The organism is Pseudomonas sp. S4_EA_1b, assembly GCF_016307435.1.
Classification (GTDB): domain Bacteria; phylum Pseudomonadota; class Gammaproteobacteria; order Pseudomonadales; family Pseudomonadaceae; genus Aquipseudomonas; species Aquipseudomonas rhodesiae.
Genome location: NZ_JAEILC010000110.1, coordinates 1 through 16,198 on the forward strand (window position 1 = coordinate 1; position 16,198 = coordinate 16,198).

At 55.1% G+C, this 16,198-nt stretch carries 15 protein-coding genes; all 15 read right to left on the reverse strand.

All coding sequences use genetic code 11. The features are described from left to right. Positions 1–118: 118 nt before the first annotated feature. Complete coding sequence (locus tag YA0848_RS28985; protein WP_232925205.1) at positions 119–865, reverse strand: hypothetical protein; 747 nt, start codon at positions 863–865, stop codon at positions 119–121. A gap of 2 nt (positions 866–867) precedes the next feature. Beyond that, complete coding sequence (locus tag YA0848_RS28990) at positions 868–1,551, reverse strand: transcriptional regulator (RefSeq protein ID WP_126404318.1); 684 nt, start codon at positions 1,549–1,551, stop codon at positions 868–870. Continuing rightward, positions 1,548–2,390, reverse strand: a complete 843-nt coding sequence (locus tag YA0848_RS28995; protein ID WP_010951432.1) for a TIGR04255 family protein — start codon at positions 2,388–2,390, stop codon at positions 1,548–1,550. The genes YA0848_RS28990 and YA0848_RS28995 overlap by 4 nt, the downstream gene beginning before the upstream one ends. Before the next feature lie 645 nt (positions 2,391–3,035). Further along, entirely contained in the window at positions 3,036–3,395 is a 360-nt protein-coding gene (locus tag YA0848_RS29000) for a histone-like nucleoid-structuring protein, MvaT/MvaU family (protein ID WP_010951431.1), read from the reverse strand. Between the two features lie 56 nt (positions 3,396–3,451). Next, positions 3,452–5,368 (reverse strand): TniQ family protein, encoded by a 1,917-nt coding sequence (locus tag YA0848_RS29005; RefSeq protein WP_010951430.1) that lies wholly within the window; start codon positions 5,366–5,368, stop codon positions 3,452–3,454. A gap of 75 nt (positions 5,369–5,443) precedes the next feature. Beyond that, a complete protein-coding gene (locus tag YA0848_RS29010) occupies positions 5,444–6,403 on the reverse strand; it encodes a TniB family NTP-binding protein (RefSeq protein ID WP_010951429.1) in 960 nt (319 codons plus the stop codon). Further along, on the reverse strand, positions 6,400–8,358 hold the full coding sequence (locus YA0848_RS29015) for a DDE-type integrase/transposase/recombinase (RefSeq protein ID WP_016497347.1): 1,959 nt from the start codon (positions 8,356–8,358) through the stop codon (positions 6,400–6,402). Before YA0848_RS29015 ends, YA0848_RS29010 begins: the two co-directional genes overlap by 4 nt. Further along, entirely contained in the window at positions 8,339–8,977 is a 639-nt protein-coding gene (locus YA0848_RS29020) for a TnsA endonuclease N-terminal domain-containing protein (RefSeq protein WP_011953077.1), read from the reverse strand. Before YA0848_RS29020 ends, YA0848_RS29015 begins: the two co-directional genes overlap by 20 nt. Before the next feature lie 789 nt (positions 8,978–9,766). Continuing rightward, a complete protein-coding gene (locus tag YA0848_RS29025; RefSeq protein WP_184316527.1) occupies positions 9,767–10,201 on the reverse strand; it encodes a JAB domain-containing protein in 435 nt (144 codons plus the stop codon). Positions 10,202–10,301: 100 nt separating this feature from the next. Beyond that, a complete protein-coding gene (locus YA0848_RS29030; RefSeq protein WP_184316529.1) occupies positions 10,302–10,559 on the reverse strand; it encodes a hypothetical protein in 258 nt (85 codons plus the stop codon). A 72-nt stretch (positions 10,560–10,631) separates the two neighbouring features. Then, a complete protein-coding gene (locus YA0848_RS29035) occupies positions 10,632–11,213 on the reverse strand; it encodes an STY4534 family ICE replication protein (protein ID WP_184316531.1) in 582 nt (193 codons plus the stop codon). 905 nt (positions 11,214–12,118) lie between these two features. Continuing rightward, positions 12,119–14,086 (reverse strand): DNA topoisomerase III, encoded by a 1,968-nt coding sequence (locus YA0848_RS29040; protein ID WP_184316533.1) that lies wholly within the window; start codon positions 14,084–14,086, stop codon positions 12,119–12,121. A gap of 225 nt (positions 14,087–14,311) precedes the next feature. After that, positions 14,312–14,782, reverse strand: coding sequence for a single-stranded DNA-binding protein (locus tag YA0848_RS29045; protein ID WP_169868541.1), 471 nt, complete (start codon positions 14,780–14,782; stop codon positions 14,312–14,314). Next, positions 14,779–15,297, reverse strand: coding sequence for a DUF3158 family protein (locus YA0848_RS29050; RefSeq protein WP_184316535.1), 519 nt, complete (start codon positions 15,295–15,297; stop codon positions 14,779–14,781). The genes YA0848_RS29045 and YA0848_RS29050 overlap by 4 nt, the downstream gene beginning before the upstream one ends. Beyond that, positions 15,294–16,049 (reverse strand): PFL_4669 family integrating conjugative element protein, encoded by a 756-nt coding sequence (locus tag YA0848_RS29055; protein ID WP_184316537.1) that lies wholly within the window; start codon positions 16,047–16,049, stop codon positions 15,294–15,296. The genes YA0848_RS29050 and YA0848_RS29055 overlap by 4 nt, the downstream gene beginning before the upstream one ends. Between the last annotated feature and the right edge of the window lie 149 nt (positions 16,050–16,198).

The following is a 16,198-nucleotide window of genomic DNA, read 5'->3' on the forward strand; positions in this document are numbered from 1 at the left end:
TGGTAGTGAATAATCCTGCGTTGCTGCCTGCCTTAAAGTGTACTTATTATCGTGGAATGAGTGTCCGGATCAGCGTGGAATCAGTGTCCGGATGTTGGTGGAATGGGTGTCCGGATGGTCATGGAATCCCCAAGTACAGCCCATCGTTGAGATTTCTGGCCACCCCGAGCAATTCATTCAGCTGGTCGTGCAGCTCATTTGCGCGCCTGGCGTGCTCTCGTTTGGTCAAAAACCGGAACACCACCTCGTAGGGCTCAGCCGGGTCGCGAATCTCGCCCTTGGGGTTGAAGGAAACCCAAGCACTAGCGAAAAATTGGTTGTTCTGATGGAGGAAATCGTCGACAAGCACGGCGATGCCCTTCATGCCGTCGTCACCTTGGTCTGCCTTCAGGCGGTTGACCAACTCGTCCGGCATCGCAATACGGTTGTAATGGTGGGACATCCAGTATGAGAAATACTGACCGTTTTCTTCGCTCAGCGTGATTACCGGATTTCGGTGGAGCGTCGGAAGCACGGCTCTCTTGGTCCACACACGCTTGTGAATCTTGAGCTCCAAAACCTGCTTTTCCGCGTGCTGCAGGTGCAGCGTACGTGGATTGAGGGCGTGCAGCTGCTTATCAAAGGCCTTTTTCTTTACCTTAACGGCAATCCACTCTATCCACGGCGCATCACAAAGGTTGCGTGCATGCACCGTGCAGGAATGGGAGGCCAACATCCAATAAGCTGGAGCCACCCCCTCGAATTGGCCTTTCAGGACCTCCTCGGATATGTGTTCAATCAAGGCGTCACCTGAGACGGTATCTCCTTGCAGCCAACCAGCAGCGCTAATGGCACTTACGATCTCTTGCTCAGGTGTATCAGCCATAATCAAACCAAATTCGAACCGCCCGATTTTTCTAACCTGGCGATGGTTTTGAGGTCCCTATCACGTAGCTGCTGCGCCTTGCCAGCCAACTCCGCAACCATTCCGTACACACCTTTAGCGCCATTTCGATTCCACGCTTCATCCGAAAGCGCATCCTGAATCAGGCGGCCATCGGCGGTTGGATAGAAAAGCACCCGATGCAGATACTGCGCTTCTTCGGCGTTAACTTGGCGCAACGCCTCAGTTAAAGCCGCAAGCCTCTCGGGAAAACCAGTGGCGGTTTTTCCAGTCCGCCAATTGTACACGGTCTGACGAGACACGTTGAAGATCTGCGCGATGGAGCTATCTGACAACTTGAAGTCGCTCCTAAGCTCCTCGATTAAGGCCGGCGCTACGTCTTCGGTAACATTGGCATCCTGGCTGGTGTCCACCTCGGTCCAGGCACCAGCATGCACGCCATGAAAGCTCATGCCTGCTGAGCCGATAAGTTGTGGATAGGGCAGGGAGGCAGTCCCAGGAGCGACTACTACCGAAACGGCCAGCATCGCTGTGAAAGCAATCGCCAATACAGGGTTTGCTGTCGTGCTACCTACACGCGGAGCAATTTCAGGGTTTTCCCAAGTAGAAGATCTGCTTACAGCAGCCCCGGTAGGATCAATCCATTGCCCATTCATTGCTGTAGTCATTTCGCCTTCCCCCAAACCTCAAAGGCATGATCTTTCGCGACTGTCCTAAAAGCAAAGTTAGCAGTCTTATGCAAACCGTCGAGTCTCGTGCAGATCTCCTCGGTTCCCAGTCGTTCGGCTAACTGCAGCGGCCAATGCGCATCCGTATCGAGAAGAGCACCATTTTCGCTAACAGGCACAAATGCACCTTGCAGAGGAGCACCATGCTTGGATGAATTCCTCGATTGCTTAGCAATTTCGAAAACCATGGCCGGCTCGACCAAATCTTCCGGTATCCACATACCAGTCTGCCGCCAGCATCTGATGTGCAGATACTCCGGATCTAGATGGTAGGTGGTAGTAGAGATTCCAAGCTGCTCCTTGGGGACTTTCCCATGCGCCGCTAGCTCATCGCATTTAAGTGGGAGCATGGCTTCCGGAAGGTAGTCGGCTAGGGTCTCACCTTCAGCTGGTTCAATTTTATCGACGTACCGCATCCCGATAGCGGTGATATCCAATGCACCTGCTTGCCCTACCAGCGCCTCAATGCACTCACGGAAAAGCGCTAAGTGGTTATCAAAATGAAGATAATTTGTGCTTTGCAGGATCATGTGATCCATGGCCAGCACGCACGCGTAGTCAGCATCCCGATTAAGGAACGCCCAAGAATTCGGTTCTCCGCTGTGCATCACTCCAGGCGGCACGCCCTTGACCATCTGGAAGAAGCCCGGGAGGCTCTGACGGATCGTGTGCTGAATGTCTGGGATCAGCTTTGGCAGCTTAAGAATCGGGGCAAATCTGATTACGCTCAACGCATAGATAAGCGGCGCCCTTGCTAAGACCCCTTCGCGTTCTGACATGTTAACTCCTCCACCGCGCCCAACGAGGGACCGGATTCTACATCATTTGACAAATCCTTTGACAAGAACTGTATAGCAGGGCCTTTCGATTTGACAAGCGGTCCCCGTGAGGGATGGAGTGCAGAAAACGCCTCCATCAGGAGCTTACTCGTCATTCCAGAAAAGCCTCTACAGACACCATCGCTAAGCCTCTGAGGAAGCACGAATTTTTAATCAGAGCTCTTCCTAGCAGTGAGAAGAAACTCAACGAATCGTCACCAGATAGCTCAATCCAGGGGAACGCTTGCTCTGATGGGGTGGTTCAGAAACGTGCTGTCTGGTCCAGATTTCTCATCTACGAAGAGCACGAAGAGCTCTTGGATCCAGAGTTTGAGGCCGTGATTGGCTGAATGGAGAGGTCGGAAAGAGGACGGGTGATCCAGTGAAGCACAAGCGCAGTCAGGAGGCTTGCGATGGTGTTCACTGAGATTGAGACGAGAGCATTCCGCATTTTGGAGAGTCCATTTTTTGAAGTGGACCTCTATTTAATGCGCATAAACTGTGTGTCACCACCACCCGCAGAAAATTTCGTCACGCCCCAGAATGGGAATTTGCATTCGGGGCGCACCACGATTCATCTCGTGCCAGAAGCCGCCTGCAGTGCAATCAATTGGCGAGCCAAGACTCGACTACCTCAGCGCCATACTCGTTTTTCCAGGCCTTAAGCGTACGCTGATTACCACCCTTGGTCTCAACAACCTCTCCGCTGTGTGGATTCTTGTAGACCTTTACTTCGCGTGGTTTCCGAGAGGTTTTTGGGGCCATATCAGTGGAAGCCACCGCTTGCGGATCGAGGATCAGCACCACTTGGCGCAGGCCGTAGCCATACTCGTTGAGCAAACTGCGCAGCTTCGTTTCAAATTCCATTTCCTGCTTCAGGGCAGAGTCATTTTTCAGCGCTTCCAGCTCCGCCAGTTGGGCTGCGAGCTGTTGTTCGAGCAGGCGGAATTCAGCGAGACGGGACATAAGATTCTCCAAAATGGGTTCGATGATTTTAGCAATCAAGAAAGAAAGCGTGCTAACTATCTTGATCCCACATGCCTGAATCGGCAATCACGAGGCTGAGCGATCGGTGTGGATAAAAACGTGATGGCTTCAGGATCGTCGATCTGGGCGGCTTCACTTGCGAGGTAATCGATCAGCTTTTTGCTTCTTACCCAAACGTACTGCCGGCAAGCCGCGTTTGGAATGGATGGCCCCGCAACGGGGCGAAACCTGGCCTCCCAAAGGTGCTTGAACGCCTCCCTGGTCGACTTCCCCAAATACACCGCAATCTCCGGTCCCAAGATATAGCCACGCCTGAATCTGTCGATGGCTTGAGGCTTAACCATCAATTGCGTACGCCGGCCTCGTTCGACAGCAGTGCTCCATAGCAGACCCAGTCGAACGAACGCGTATGCGCATTGTTCTTTGACGCCTAACAGCGCAGCAGCCTTGACTACCGACAGGCCGGGAAAGACCGGACTCTTGTTCTCAGCTCGGGCTTGTTGCCACGCTGCAAAATCTTGCGGCTTGAGTAACCACGCCCCTACCGCAACCGAGCCATTCTCAGCTGGGCCGTAAGCGCGAAGTTCACCTGCACGTATTGCCTGAACCAACTCGACCAACCCACCCCCCTTGGGCAGAGAATGCTTGGCCAAGTAGTTGATCGACACCAGGCTCTGGTCAGAGCTGGTAGGCAGCTTCTCATCAATCAATTCGTTGATCGAGCGGCAGTCAATCAGCCACCTTTCGCCTGGGCGCGGTTCTCCACCAAAGAACTGGAGGGTACCACCAGCTAGCAGCTGCCTAACCCGATTGCGACAGAGGCTTAGCAAAGTCGAGGTTTCTTTCATATCAGCCACGCCCTGGAGATGCTGCGAGATTGCCTTCAAATGATCCAGGTCCACGACCGTAAAGACTCGATCTTCATGGACCTTCTCCCGATAGGCGATTTGTCCCTCCTGATGAAGGCGTTTTATGACTGATACCCCGAGACCACAAGCTTCAGCAGCAGAATCGAACGACACCCAACGATGTCTCTCAATCGTCTCCTCACTCAAATTGCGATTTCGCTTCGCTAACGGTGCTTCCCACGCATGCTGCAGAAATGATTCGAACTCTCGACGAAGAAAGTCAAAACAAGAGTCATCCAGATCACGGTGGATGTCGTGGTATATCGGGCCGAACGATCTGCTGAGCGTCCAATGTTCGTTATCGGAATGGACTGCCTTGAGGCCACTCAGCAGTTCTCTGAATGCGAGAGGCCAGTTCATGAGAACCACGCCCGCCGCGTTTGCCATAAGCCGCGATATCTCTAGCGAACCCGAATCAGCAACCTTCAGCGGCTGGGTTCTTTCCGTAGGCAAACTTCTGACAGCGAGACGCGATGACAACTCGTGAAACTGTTCGTAGGTGAGGGCCGCCAATCCCGCGTCAGCTGGCAACGAGTCGGCGTAAAACCTATCTTCAAAGCCAGAGGTGAGCCAGGCGGCCGTATCACTCGCCGGCGCGATCTCAAAATTGGTCCCACTCAATGAGGTGCCACACGCTTGGCAACTATTCGCACTCATTGCGCTTGGATCGGTTTCCTTCAGACAGTTGGGGCACCGCCCGTGGAGTTCAGTGCCGTGGACAGAACACGTCGTAACCAGGGTCAAGCCCCAGCTTTCTCTCCAATAACCGGCTTCGCCCAAACAGATCGGACAGTAACGAGCGTGATGAGTCGTCCATAACTTGACCCCCTTGGGCCTTGGATCACGAAACTCAGCAGATACCGCAGGCCAGCTCAGTGGTCCTTCCATCATCTGCAGCCAGTCCGCAACATCGGTCTCGTCGGCTCGTGCAAAGGCGGTGAGCAGTTCCTTTCTGGGTAATCCGTTGGCTTTCGCCAGGCGCTGCAGGTACCCCAAAAGACTTTCGTCTTGGTGTGGTCGTGGGTTGATTAAAAGACCAAACATTCCTACACATCCATGAAATCGAAGACATAAAAATCAGGGGAGTAGAGCCGGGCCGATAAGCCCGGCCCTTGGCCGTCAGGTACTGCTCTCTTCGAACGTCTCAAACGGCTCCCGCTTCCCGAACAGAGGCTGGAAATTGAAGCTCGCACTGAAGGGGTTTCGATCCTCGGTGGCGTAGCTCCAAACCTCGTCTTCAAAAGCCTGGGCCAGCACAGGAAGTTCAATCCCGACAAGGTCCTGGACTTGAACCAGCCAAACAGCCCTGTCCACAATCTTGATGAGGTAGTCGATCAATCCATAGGAAGCCAGGTAGAAGCGTTTAATCATCGCTGGCTCTACAAAACTGATGGTTTGAACAGGCAGTTCGCCCTCGATTGCCTGCAACAACATCACGAAATGAAGAGACGTATTAGCGGAGAAGGTGAAGCGATCGTATGCCACCGTGGCCGAAAACCTGCGTCGCAGTTGCTCGTTTGCTAGCAGGAGATTTTCGGTGCGCTTCAGCCCAATCAGAACAAACGCGATACTGGTTTCATTCATCAGACTCTTGATCCAGTCTGCTGCCTCATACGCACCATTACGACGATAATCGACCAGGTGCTGCGCCTCATCGAGGACCAACATCTCCACGCCAAGGTTCTTCAGCAGCAGGACTACTCGCGCAAATTTAACCTCTGCCGAATGTCCTCGTGCCTCTGCGAAGGGATCCTTCAGCTCTGCCAAAATGGCTGCTGCCAGGTTCTTTTTGGTTGGAGACGAAGGCATCTCGACGAACAGAACTGTCCGCTTCTGTGGGTCATGGCTCTCCAATTCCTCCAATGACCGAATGTACTCCTTGACCAATGTGCTCTTGCCCACTCCGCTTGGACCTTGGATCAGCAACCCTTTACTTGCTCTGGTACGCCGACTATCGCCGTGGATATCGCCTAGTCGCGTCAACGCTCGCTCGACTTGAGGGCTGTGAATAAAACGATCGCGGAGCGTAAAGCTGTATTCACCATGCTCGTAGCATTCGTACAGATTGATGGCGTTCATGGCTTAGAACTCCCAGCAGGGCGACGAACCGAGACCTTGAAGGCTGCTGGCGGAATGTTAGGAATAGAGTCACCGGTCCATTCCACTTCAGCGAGTACCTTGGGTGGAGGCGTGCTTTCGGTCACTCGACCCTCCTTGTCGATTTTCGCTATGGCAGCTGCGCGTCGTTTTCTGAGCGTCTGCGAACGGCGGGCCTCGTCTGCATCTTCCATAATTTCCTGGTAGCACCTGTGCGTAGCCTCGAAGCTAGGCTGCTCATTATATTTTTCTCGCAGCGCTTTCTCGGCAGCCTTCCACACCTCCCTGCTCTTACCGGCCATTCGCTCATCTTTGGCGGGCACTTTGAAGAACAAGTTTCTGAAGCGGTCGTGAACCCAAACGTGCCCGGCTTCGTCTCGATAGCGGACGTTTACCTTTTCTCCGTCTGCCAAACGCATACGGAGCTCAGCAAGTTCCGTAGAGTGGTAGCCCACTTTGGCAACCTCGATGCCGTAATGGTGAACCTTCACCGAGGCCCGCTTGGCCAGAATGCACTCCAACGAGTCCAGGTCGACGGGAAGGCTGATGACATGGTTCGCCTCGCTAGTCCCCCAGACTTGAGCCGGTGTTCTGTTGTCCAGCCCCCGATGAGGAGTCTGGTGGTAACCATCGACGATCCATTTCACTACCACCGCCTCCAATTGAGGGAGCGTGAAACATGCATTCTTCTCCGAGTCGTAATCGCCACGCTGCTGGATATTCGAGAAGGTGGTACCCGGGAGGTTGTGGATAAGCCCCAGGTTCTGTGTGCTGAAAAAGCGTTCGACGGCACCTTTCCTTTGAGGGGCCCTTGAAGCGGGATACATGATCTCGATACCCAACTCGTTGAATCCCATGATGAGATCGCCCGCGTGAAATTCCGCTGCGTTGTCTGGGACTATTCGAGCCGGCAGCCCACGTGCCCACCATTCATTTCTCACTTTCGGAAAGCGCTTCAGCAATTCGGCTTTTGGACGGATTGAGCGTTCGATCACACGAAGCACGGTTTCCGTATTTGGCGCCGACAGGTGGAGCAAATATCCCATCACCATTCGAGAGAAGCGGTCGAGGACGATCGTCAGATAGGGGCGCCCAATGCACAGCCCCGAGGTTTCATCCACAAGCTGGACGTCCAACAAGGTGTGATCAATTTCCCAACGTTCCAAAATCTCATGGACACGTAGGACACCCGCCGCAACACGGTGCTTCTTGTCTGCTGCGTGTTTTCCGAGCCTCTCCTTATCCACAAGGTACGGATCCAGCTTGGCGATGTACCTTCGGACAGTCATTCCGCTTGGGATCTTGAGCTGATCCGAAGGCAAACGACTTTTGTTCCTCTCTTTTATCTGATCTTCGAATTCTGAAACGACCACGCTGACCGCTGGAATCGTATCCTGCAGGTAGGTTTTATTAATCACCCCTTCAAGAATAACTTCGAGCTCTCCCTGTATCGCGGCAGCCCGACCCTTTTTGGCATGCTGAGGGATAAGCTTTACTACGTTCTGGCCAATGTATTTGGCTGCCCAACGTCGAATAGTGGAAACCGAGGGTGCGCACGCATCCCCAATCTTTTTGGCGATATCTCTAAGTTTCTTGATCATGTCTTCGTCACCCGGTAGCTTGTATTTACCGCGCTTAGTTAGGTCGTCCAGATACTTGCGTCGACGCAATGCCTCATCTCCATGTTTTTTGGGGAAGCATGAAATATCTGGAGGGACGTTCCGCACATACGGAACCTTCCCAAGGTATGGCTGATCAGCGGAGATCTCGATCTCGCGCTTCTCGTAGGCCTCATAGAACTCCTTCTCGGATAGCTTCGTGGGCTCACCAAGCTCATCGAAAAAGAGCAGCTTCCGGTCAATAAGCCTCTTCTCAAGCACCATCAGTACGCCACGAACGATGACGACCAATTTCACCCTAAGGGAAAAGGTTTGCATGACGGTGCCCCCCTTGCAGGAAGACCGGGGAGTCAGTGTCAATTGACCTATCAAGGTCAATGCCCACCACCCCAAGGCCTAACAAGCGCCAGGCTTTCCCCTCACCAACCACGTAGAGCAGATCTGCAACGGTCATAGGCGGCCATTCGTTGAAGGTCGCCATTACCTCCTCCAACGCCTGATGCGAAAGCTCTGGACCGCGCCGGTGATACATCAGCCTTCTAAGATTGGTAGCCAGGGGTTCAGCTTCAATTAACTTTTCAGTGATCACCGAAAAGTTACGGGCAGTGGCGTTGAAGTAGCGCTCAGCGGCATCCAGTCGCTGCCTGACGCTGGCAATCTTCAGTCGGTCGTGAGGCTTCACTTCAAACCACCACTCGCGCCCATCCGCGAGGAAAACCTGTACGTCTGGGTAATATTTGAAGTAGCCCTGGAGCGATGGAACACGTTCCTCACTGGGCTGCGGGACGTAGCCGATGACCGCAGGAGACAGCTCAAGAAGCCGAAAAAGAGCGCCTTCGAGCTGGGACTCCCAGGGCACAGGCTTTTTATTTTTGAGCGATGGGAAGTAGCCGCGGTAATGGTTGGACCGCCGCGTGACCACCTTTCGTACTGTCATGAAACACCTCCGAAAATCTCGAAACGAGCGCCGACGCTGCGCCAAAAAATCAAGGCGCAGGGCGGGCGAAGTGAGGCCTTTCGACAGGCAACACTGTGCCGTCGAGTAACCTCGCTAAGGTCGAAAAAATGGGAGAGGATTGACAGTCGCTTCGAAAAAGCAGACATTGCGGGTTCTGAGGACGCAAGTCTGCTTCGCTAAGCGCGGTCAGTCCTCTCGGGATTGATCGCGTTTTTCTACATTTTCAGGTCTCCTTTTCTCTCATTGGTCATGACTCTCATGACTGATCAGAATCTAAAGCAATCGGCTTGCTCTCTTTATTTCTAAACGGCCACTTCGTGATCGCTGGAGCAATTTGGATCAGGTCTGAAGCTCTCGCTTCAAACAGCTGATTTGGCTGAAAATCTTCAGTGCAAAGCGGAAAAGTTGGTCATAGATCTTATTCCAACATCCCTTCGAAATCTACAAAAAATCCAAAATGGCAACTTCCACCAAATTCCATTTCCATACTAAATTGTTCAAATTAATACTTAACACGTACGCTTAATTAACTATTAAGGTGTTCAAATATTAGTTTTAAAGTCCTCTCAATCTCTCTGCTGCTCAGATCCGCCCGCCGACCCTCTCAGCACTTCCAGCGCCCCATCAAATCACTTCCTCAAATCCCCCCATCTGCATCATTTTCCAATGAGCGGAGTAGGGCGCCCCGGCAGGAATTCCAGGCAAAAAAAAGCCCGCGAAGGCGGGCTTGATGGTGACCGACAGGGGCCATGGTTGAAGCCCGGCCGGTCATCTATTTGTGAAAGCGTGCAGCTTTTCTGTGAACCTACATGCAGTCAAGATGTGATCCGCCTGGCTGGGTTCTGTACAACCTGACGGGTGGTTATGAACAAAAATGGCAGCCGCGGCGTTATGCGCTAGGGAACGCTTAACGACTTGGCGGGGGTAAACGCTGGCGCCATCAATACTGCCGTGAAAGAGGACTTCGAACGCCAACACCCGGTGCTTGGCATCGAGAAATATCACACCGAAGACTTCATGCTCTTGTTGCACAAGATGCAGTTTTAGGTATGAAGCCACGGCGTCAGGCGACGTCAGGTTAGGGCCGCGGGCGAACAGCCGACGATCCAGAATATGCAGTGCTTCGTCGATCACCTGGTTTTCTTGGACGATACGATCAGCCTCGAAATCCGAGGTCTCAATCAGTGTGAGTGGGGTGCTCATGGTGGTACCTCCGAAGGGAACCATCAGGGGTACACACCCGAGGGGAGTGGTATCCCCGAGGTGGATAGAGAGTCGCGGGCATTAGCCGATGACGAGATGTTTACAGCCGAGTGAATCGGTGGCGTTGACCGTGCAGGGGTGAGCCACAACCGTCGCAGGGCAATGGGGAAAAGGCTTTTACTCCCCCGCCGGTTTCGGGATCGAAGTCGGCACTGATGGGCATTAACCGAACCAGTCCACGATGGATGCCGGCGATGCGTTTCTCGATTTCATCCGTCGTGTAGTAGAGCGATAACGTGCTGTAGTCCTCGTAAGCAGCCGCGAACAAGCAGTCGTCGCAAAGCCAGAAGGATTCCATATTGGGTCTCCTGTGCCGATTGAAGAAAAAAGGCGCTCGAGGAGCGCCTTGATGAGGAACATCGTGGACTGTTCAGGCGGACTGAACGGTATGGGTGGCATCACGGCGAGCCGTGCGAGGAGCGGGTGGCGATTCAGGTTCGACCCGAGCCTCTGTTGGGTTGTCGGTCTCCTCAGCTTCGGCACCAGCCGATGGTGGGGATGGCTCACTGGTGGGCGCTTGCTCAGCCGGTGCTGTTGCTTCCTGCCTGGCGGGCGCTTTGTACTCGTACGTGCTGTTGACCTTGATCCAGTCGATGAACAGCAAACGACCTTTCAGACTGGCGCCCGGTTGACCTTGTTTATCGCCTTTCTCGTAGAGAAACGGATCGATCCACAGGTCGCCGATACGGAACGACAGCAAGACCTTTTTCTCGGCGTTGACGGCGTCCATATAGAGACGAATTAAGCGTTCAGCTTCGCCCCCAGCGACTTTGCAGTCGAAGCGGGTGTATTCCACCGCATCGCTGGCCCCGTGCAGCGCTGCGATATCGCAGGCTATGAATGGTTGTCCACGGCGGACTTGCACTTCACGCACACGGTTGAGGTAGCCGATACCGACCGTGTGCAGATTGAAGTAAGTAGTCGCTTCTTGGGAGTGGTTGGCGTGGGCCATGGTGGTTCTCCTGTTTCAAGGGAAAACGGTGACGCACAATCCCTGACAGGAGAGTGAGCCCCGTCAGGGTGGGTAAGGTGGAGTCGAACGATGAACGACTAGACACCGGCAAGCCGATGACGATCAGAACGATGCGTCTGGGGGAACAGCGGTGCAGCAGAGAAACGTCTGCGGTAGTGATCCGCAGGCATGAAGTAGTGGGCATTCATCACCGCTGAAGCGGTAACCGTGCGAGCTTCCGAACGCTGATCGCACTTGGGTAAACCACCACGAACGTGGCGTAGCCTTGAAGGTTCAAGCTACCTGGGCTGGGCTGTCAACGACAGCGAACCACGGCCTTTGTATAAGCCTGTCACAGGGGAGCGTCAAGACGCTGCAACCCGATTTTTTAAGGCCGGAATACGGTGGAAGTCACTGGAATTAAGAAAATGAAAAAAATGAAGAGTGGGCCCGGCAGGGTGCCAGGCGAGGAAGAGAAAAACCACCTTTGGCGGTCTTACGCAGTCGACAAGCGCCTCGCAACACTTGGTTGAACTGCGCCATGATTCGCCAACCGACCCTTGTCGTGGCCTGGGTCGGAACCTGCTGGCACGCATCCGCGCACAAAGGGTGCCCAGTGTTTCCCCGGTGGACTCCGGGACTGAATACGATCGCCGAAGCGGATGACCGCTGTTGCCGGGTAGAGGCAACAGTGGTCACCCGCTACCACAATCAGGTCGAGCAAAAAACGGGAATTAAATTCCGCAGAAGAGAAGGCTCCGAACTCGAAGAGCTCGACCGAGCTACCCGGAGCAAATCGGTCTTGGGTCGCCGTTGGCGATGATCCTGAGGCACTACAGCAGAGAGGGTGGGACGAGGTCAAGGCAGAGAGCGCACCATTCTCATGATGATCGTCCTATGGAACATCATGAGCGACGCGTATCTTTACTGATCGACACCGTGCCCTTGCAATCCGGATAGCGGGAGCATGACCAGAACGGCCCTGATTTCCCCTTTCGCCTGAGCATTGAGGCGTTGCACATGGGGCAGCCCGGGCTCCTTTCGACCGCTATTGCCAAAGTGAGTGAGCGGCAGTGTGCGACCAACTGCGCAATCCAGTTCGCCTGCTTGGCGACGAACGCATCCAGGGTCAGGCGTCCCGCTTCGATTTCGTCCAGCGCCTGTTCCCAGATTGCGGTCATACCCGGATCTGCGACTGCTGCCGGTACCGCCTCGATCAGGGTATGGGCCGCGGCGGTGGCCATCAAGGCGCGTTTTTTCTTCAGTAAATAACCGCGATCAATCAACCCTTTGATAATGCCGGCTCGCGTGGCTTCAGTACCGATACCGGTGGTGTCCCGAAGTTTCTGTTTCAGGCGTGGGTCGTTGACCAGCTTGGCGACGTTTTTCATCGCCTTGATCAGATCGCCCTCGGTGAGAGGTTTGGGAGCTGCGGTGCGCATGGATTTGAGTTCGACGTCGTCCACTGCGCACTGCGTGCCTTGTTGCAAGGCGGGCAATACTTGCGACTTTTGACTGGGCTCATCCGCCTCCGCAGCGTCGTAGAGCAAGTCTTTCCAGCCCTGAATCAGAACCTGTTTGCCAACAGCCATCAATCGTTCTTCGCCACACTCCAGTTCGACCTGGGTTCGATCAAACTCATGATGCTGAAGAAATTGCACGAGGTAGTGGCTACGAATCAGTTCGTAGACTTGGCGTTCTTGTTCGGACATCCGCGCAAGGTTCGCCGGCTCGGTGGTGGGGATTATGCCGTGGTGCGCGGTGACCTTGGCATCGTTCCACACGCGGGAGTGCAGTGATCGATCGAGTCTTCCGAATGTGGGCTGCAGCGCGGGATCCGTTTTGCGCAGGGCATCGAATACCGTGGGTGCCTCGTTGAACATACTCTCTGGCAAATAGCGGCAATCGCTGCGCGGGTAGGTGGTGGCTTTGTGGATTTCATACAGGGCTTGGGCGATGTTCAGGGTTTCCTGGACGCCGAGCCCCAGCTTACGCGAGCAGACTTCCTGCAACGTGCTCAGGTCGAAGGGCAAGGGTGGTGCTTCGCGGGAATGTTCAGTCTGCAACGAGAGTACCGTGGCGGACTTCTCGTCGGTGATTGTTTGGACCGCGTGATGGGCAAGCGCCTGTTGCAGGCAACGCCCCGACTCGTCCCGTCCTGAGCATGGCGGTAACCACGACGCGATGAATCGCTGGCCCATCGACGATAAGTGCACTTCAACGTTCCAGTAAGGCACCGGGACGAAGCCGGCAATCGCACGATCCCGATCGACCACCAGACGTAAGGTGGGTGTCTGGACGCGTCCCACTGACAAAACGCCGTCGTAGCCCGCCCGGCGTCCGAGGAGGGTAAACAAACGACTAAGGTTCATGCCGATCAGCCAGTCGGCGCGGCTGCGGGCGAGGGCTGAGTGGTAGAGCGGAAAGGTCTCCTGCTCAGACTTCAGCGAAGACAGGGCTTTGCGAATCGACGCCTCGTTGAGTGCGGACAACCAGAGGCGTTGGACGGGGCCTCGATACTGGCAGCGCTCCAGTAACTCGCGGGCAATCATTTCACCTTCGCGATCGGCGTCGGTCGCGATAACGACGCTGGTGGCTTCGCTGAGCAGGCGTTTGATGACGTTGAACTGTGTTGCGGTCTTGAGTTTGACTTCGACCTGCCATTGCGCGGGAATGATCGGTAGCTGATCCAATGACCAGTTCTTGTACTGAGCGCCATAGGCTTCAGGCGGTGCTGTCTCCAACAGGTGGCCGATACACCAGGTGACGGTTGTCTGTGTGCCGGTCAGGCAACCATCACCACGCCGAGTGGTCCCAAGTACCTTGGCGATGTCCCGACCCTGGGACGGTTTCTCGCAGAGGAAGAGGCGCATAGAACTGCTCCGGATTGAGTTCGGAGCAGCGTGGTTGGAAACAGCAGTGGCGAGATATGAAAAACCTGAATTACAGGTTCCTCATATTAGAAGGTGAAGGCAGGCTTGAATGGGCCGCGCCTGCTAACCCGTTGCGGGTGGACGGCAGTGTGGATCTTCACGAGCAGCGTGTAGAAACACACCAGCAACTTCGCGCAAAGGCGCAATTTTTATGCCTGAAGTCTGTCAGTCCGCAGGTGGCTGCCCACTGCGCTTTCTGGGTTTCGCCGCTGGTGAACTGGCCTGTTCTGGACTTTTCCCGACTTGTGGCGCAGATGCCGCGGGTTCACTGGATCGTTCGCGCATAACCACGCTGTGCACCCGGTGAGGCAGAATGCCGACTCGACGGGCCTCGATTTTGAAGGTCACCCGCGCATTGTCTTCGCTGTCCTCCCACTCATCGCGTACGGTGCGGCCTTCGACCAGCACACGCATACCTTTCTGGTACAGCGTGCTCCAGTGTTCAGCCTCGCGGTGCCAGAGCTCAACCGGCGCCCAATAGCCGCCTCGATCTTCGTAGCCGCCCTCGCGTGGCACGGGGTTGTCGAAGTACACATTCAGCCGTAGCAAACGCCGTGGCTCGTCATTGCCTGAGGCGAATTCCTGGAACTCTGGCGCACTGCCGATGTTGCCTTCGCCGACGAAAAAAGTACTCATCGTGATACCTCCGCTGCGGTTGTGAACTGGCGCAGCAGCCGTTCGGCACTGGCCATTTTGATCGCGCAGGTCGAGGCCTGGCGGTAAAGCGAATGCACCACGCTCATCTGTAGGTTCAGTGCAATGCGCTCGCATTCGAAACGGTGCAATCCCTCGCGCACGACCTGGGACAGGGAGTTGTTGCGGACCTGGCGTTCCCAGACCGCAACCCCCATACGGGCAAAATCACGGGTGCGCCAACGCAAAAAGGTGCTGCCCGCGCTGGTGTTCTGCAGCACCAATCGAATGTCCAGCAGTGAGTAAGGAGGCTGTCCGGCCTGCTGCACCACAGCCACCATCAGGTGACACAACTGCGCCTCGATTTCCCTCGCCACCTGCGCCAGGTGCTCCAATTCCCCCTTACCCTTAAAAGGTTTTAAAAGGCCTTTTAGGGAGGCTGCGTGTTCGAGCTGTCGATAGGCATCGTGTGTTAACACTTCTAGGCTCATCGGTTGAACCGGGGTCATCGGATTCATGCTTCGTCCTCCGGCTCATCCACCGTCGCAGATGGCTCTCCCGGTTCCGCTGCCAACGCGTCAGCGTCATCCACTGGCACAGCGCCACGACGAATGATCGGCGGCGCGAACTGGGAGCGGCGAATACCCTCAAGAATGTCCAGTGGAGGCAGACCCAATTTTTCGGTGGCCGCCAAGGCACGGGCGTTGTTCGCCGCCATGTCATCGCGTGTGACGCCGGAATGCCGATAGCGCTGTGCCTGCCCGAACAGGCTGCGCAGCAGATGGGCGCCGTCGTCGATCCAGGCTTCCATGTCGATGCGACCGATCAGGGCAGTGTGATGGGCCAATAGGGTACGGCGCACCAGGGTGTCGTAGTCGGTCAGCAGGTAGACCGCCAGAAAACCCAGTTGGCTGCCGATGTACAACGGCAAGGTGACGGGGTGGATGTTGAGGTTGTCGCCCATGTCGATCTGTGTCGGCAGGTCCTGTCTGATCCTATCCAACTGTTGGGTCAGTTCCAGCATCCCAGCCTTGGCCTGCATCAGTTTTTCTTCGAGTTGCACGATGGCCCAGTCGGCATAGGGATCGTCCTGGGCCGCGGTTTGTTTGATCAGGTTGGTGACACTGATGTAGCCGGCCATGCCCATGATCGAGTGGACGCCTTCGCGTGCGGCTCGACCGTGCCAGATACGGGCGGCGTGGTGGGTGTGCAGGGTCAGGGTGATGCTGCTGCGCAATGAACCCAGGTTGAGTTGGTAGTGATCGGCCACGGTGTTGTCCTCGCAAAGGCTTGGACGGGAACGTTGCGACAGATGAGGGTCAAGGGCAGCCAAAAAGCTGAATGCCGTCTGTTCGGTTTGGTGTGAGAGGGTTAATTTCGGAGGCGTTCGTGAGTGATGCCAGTGGCATCATTTCCAGG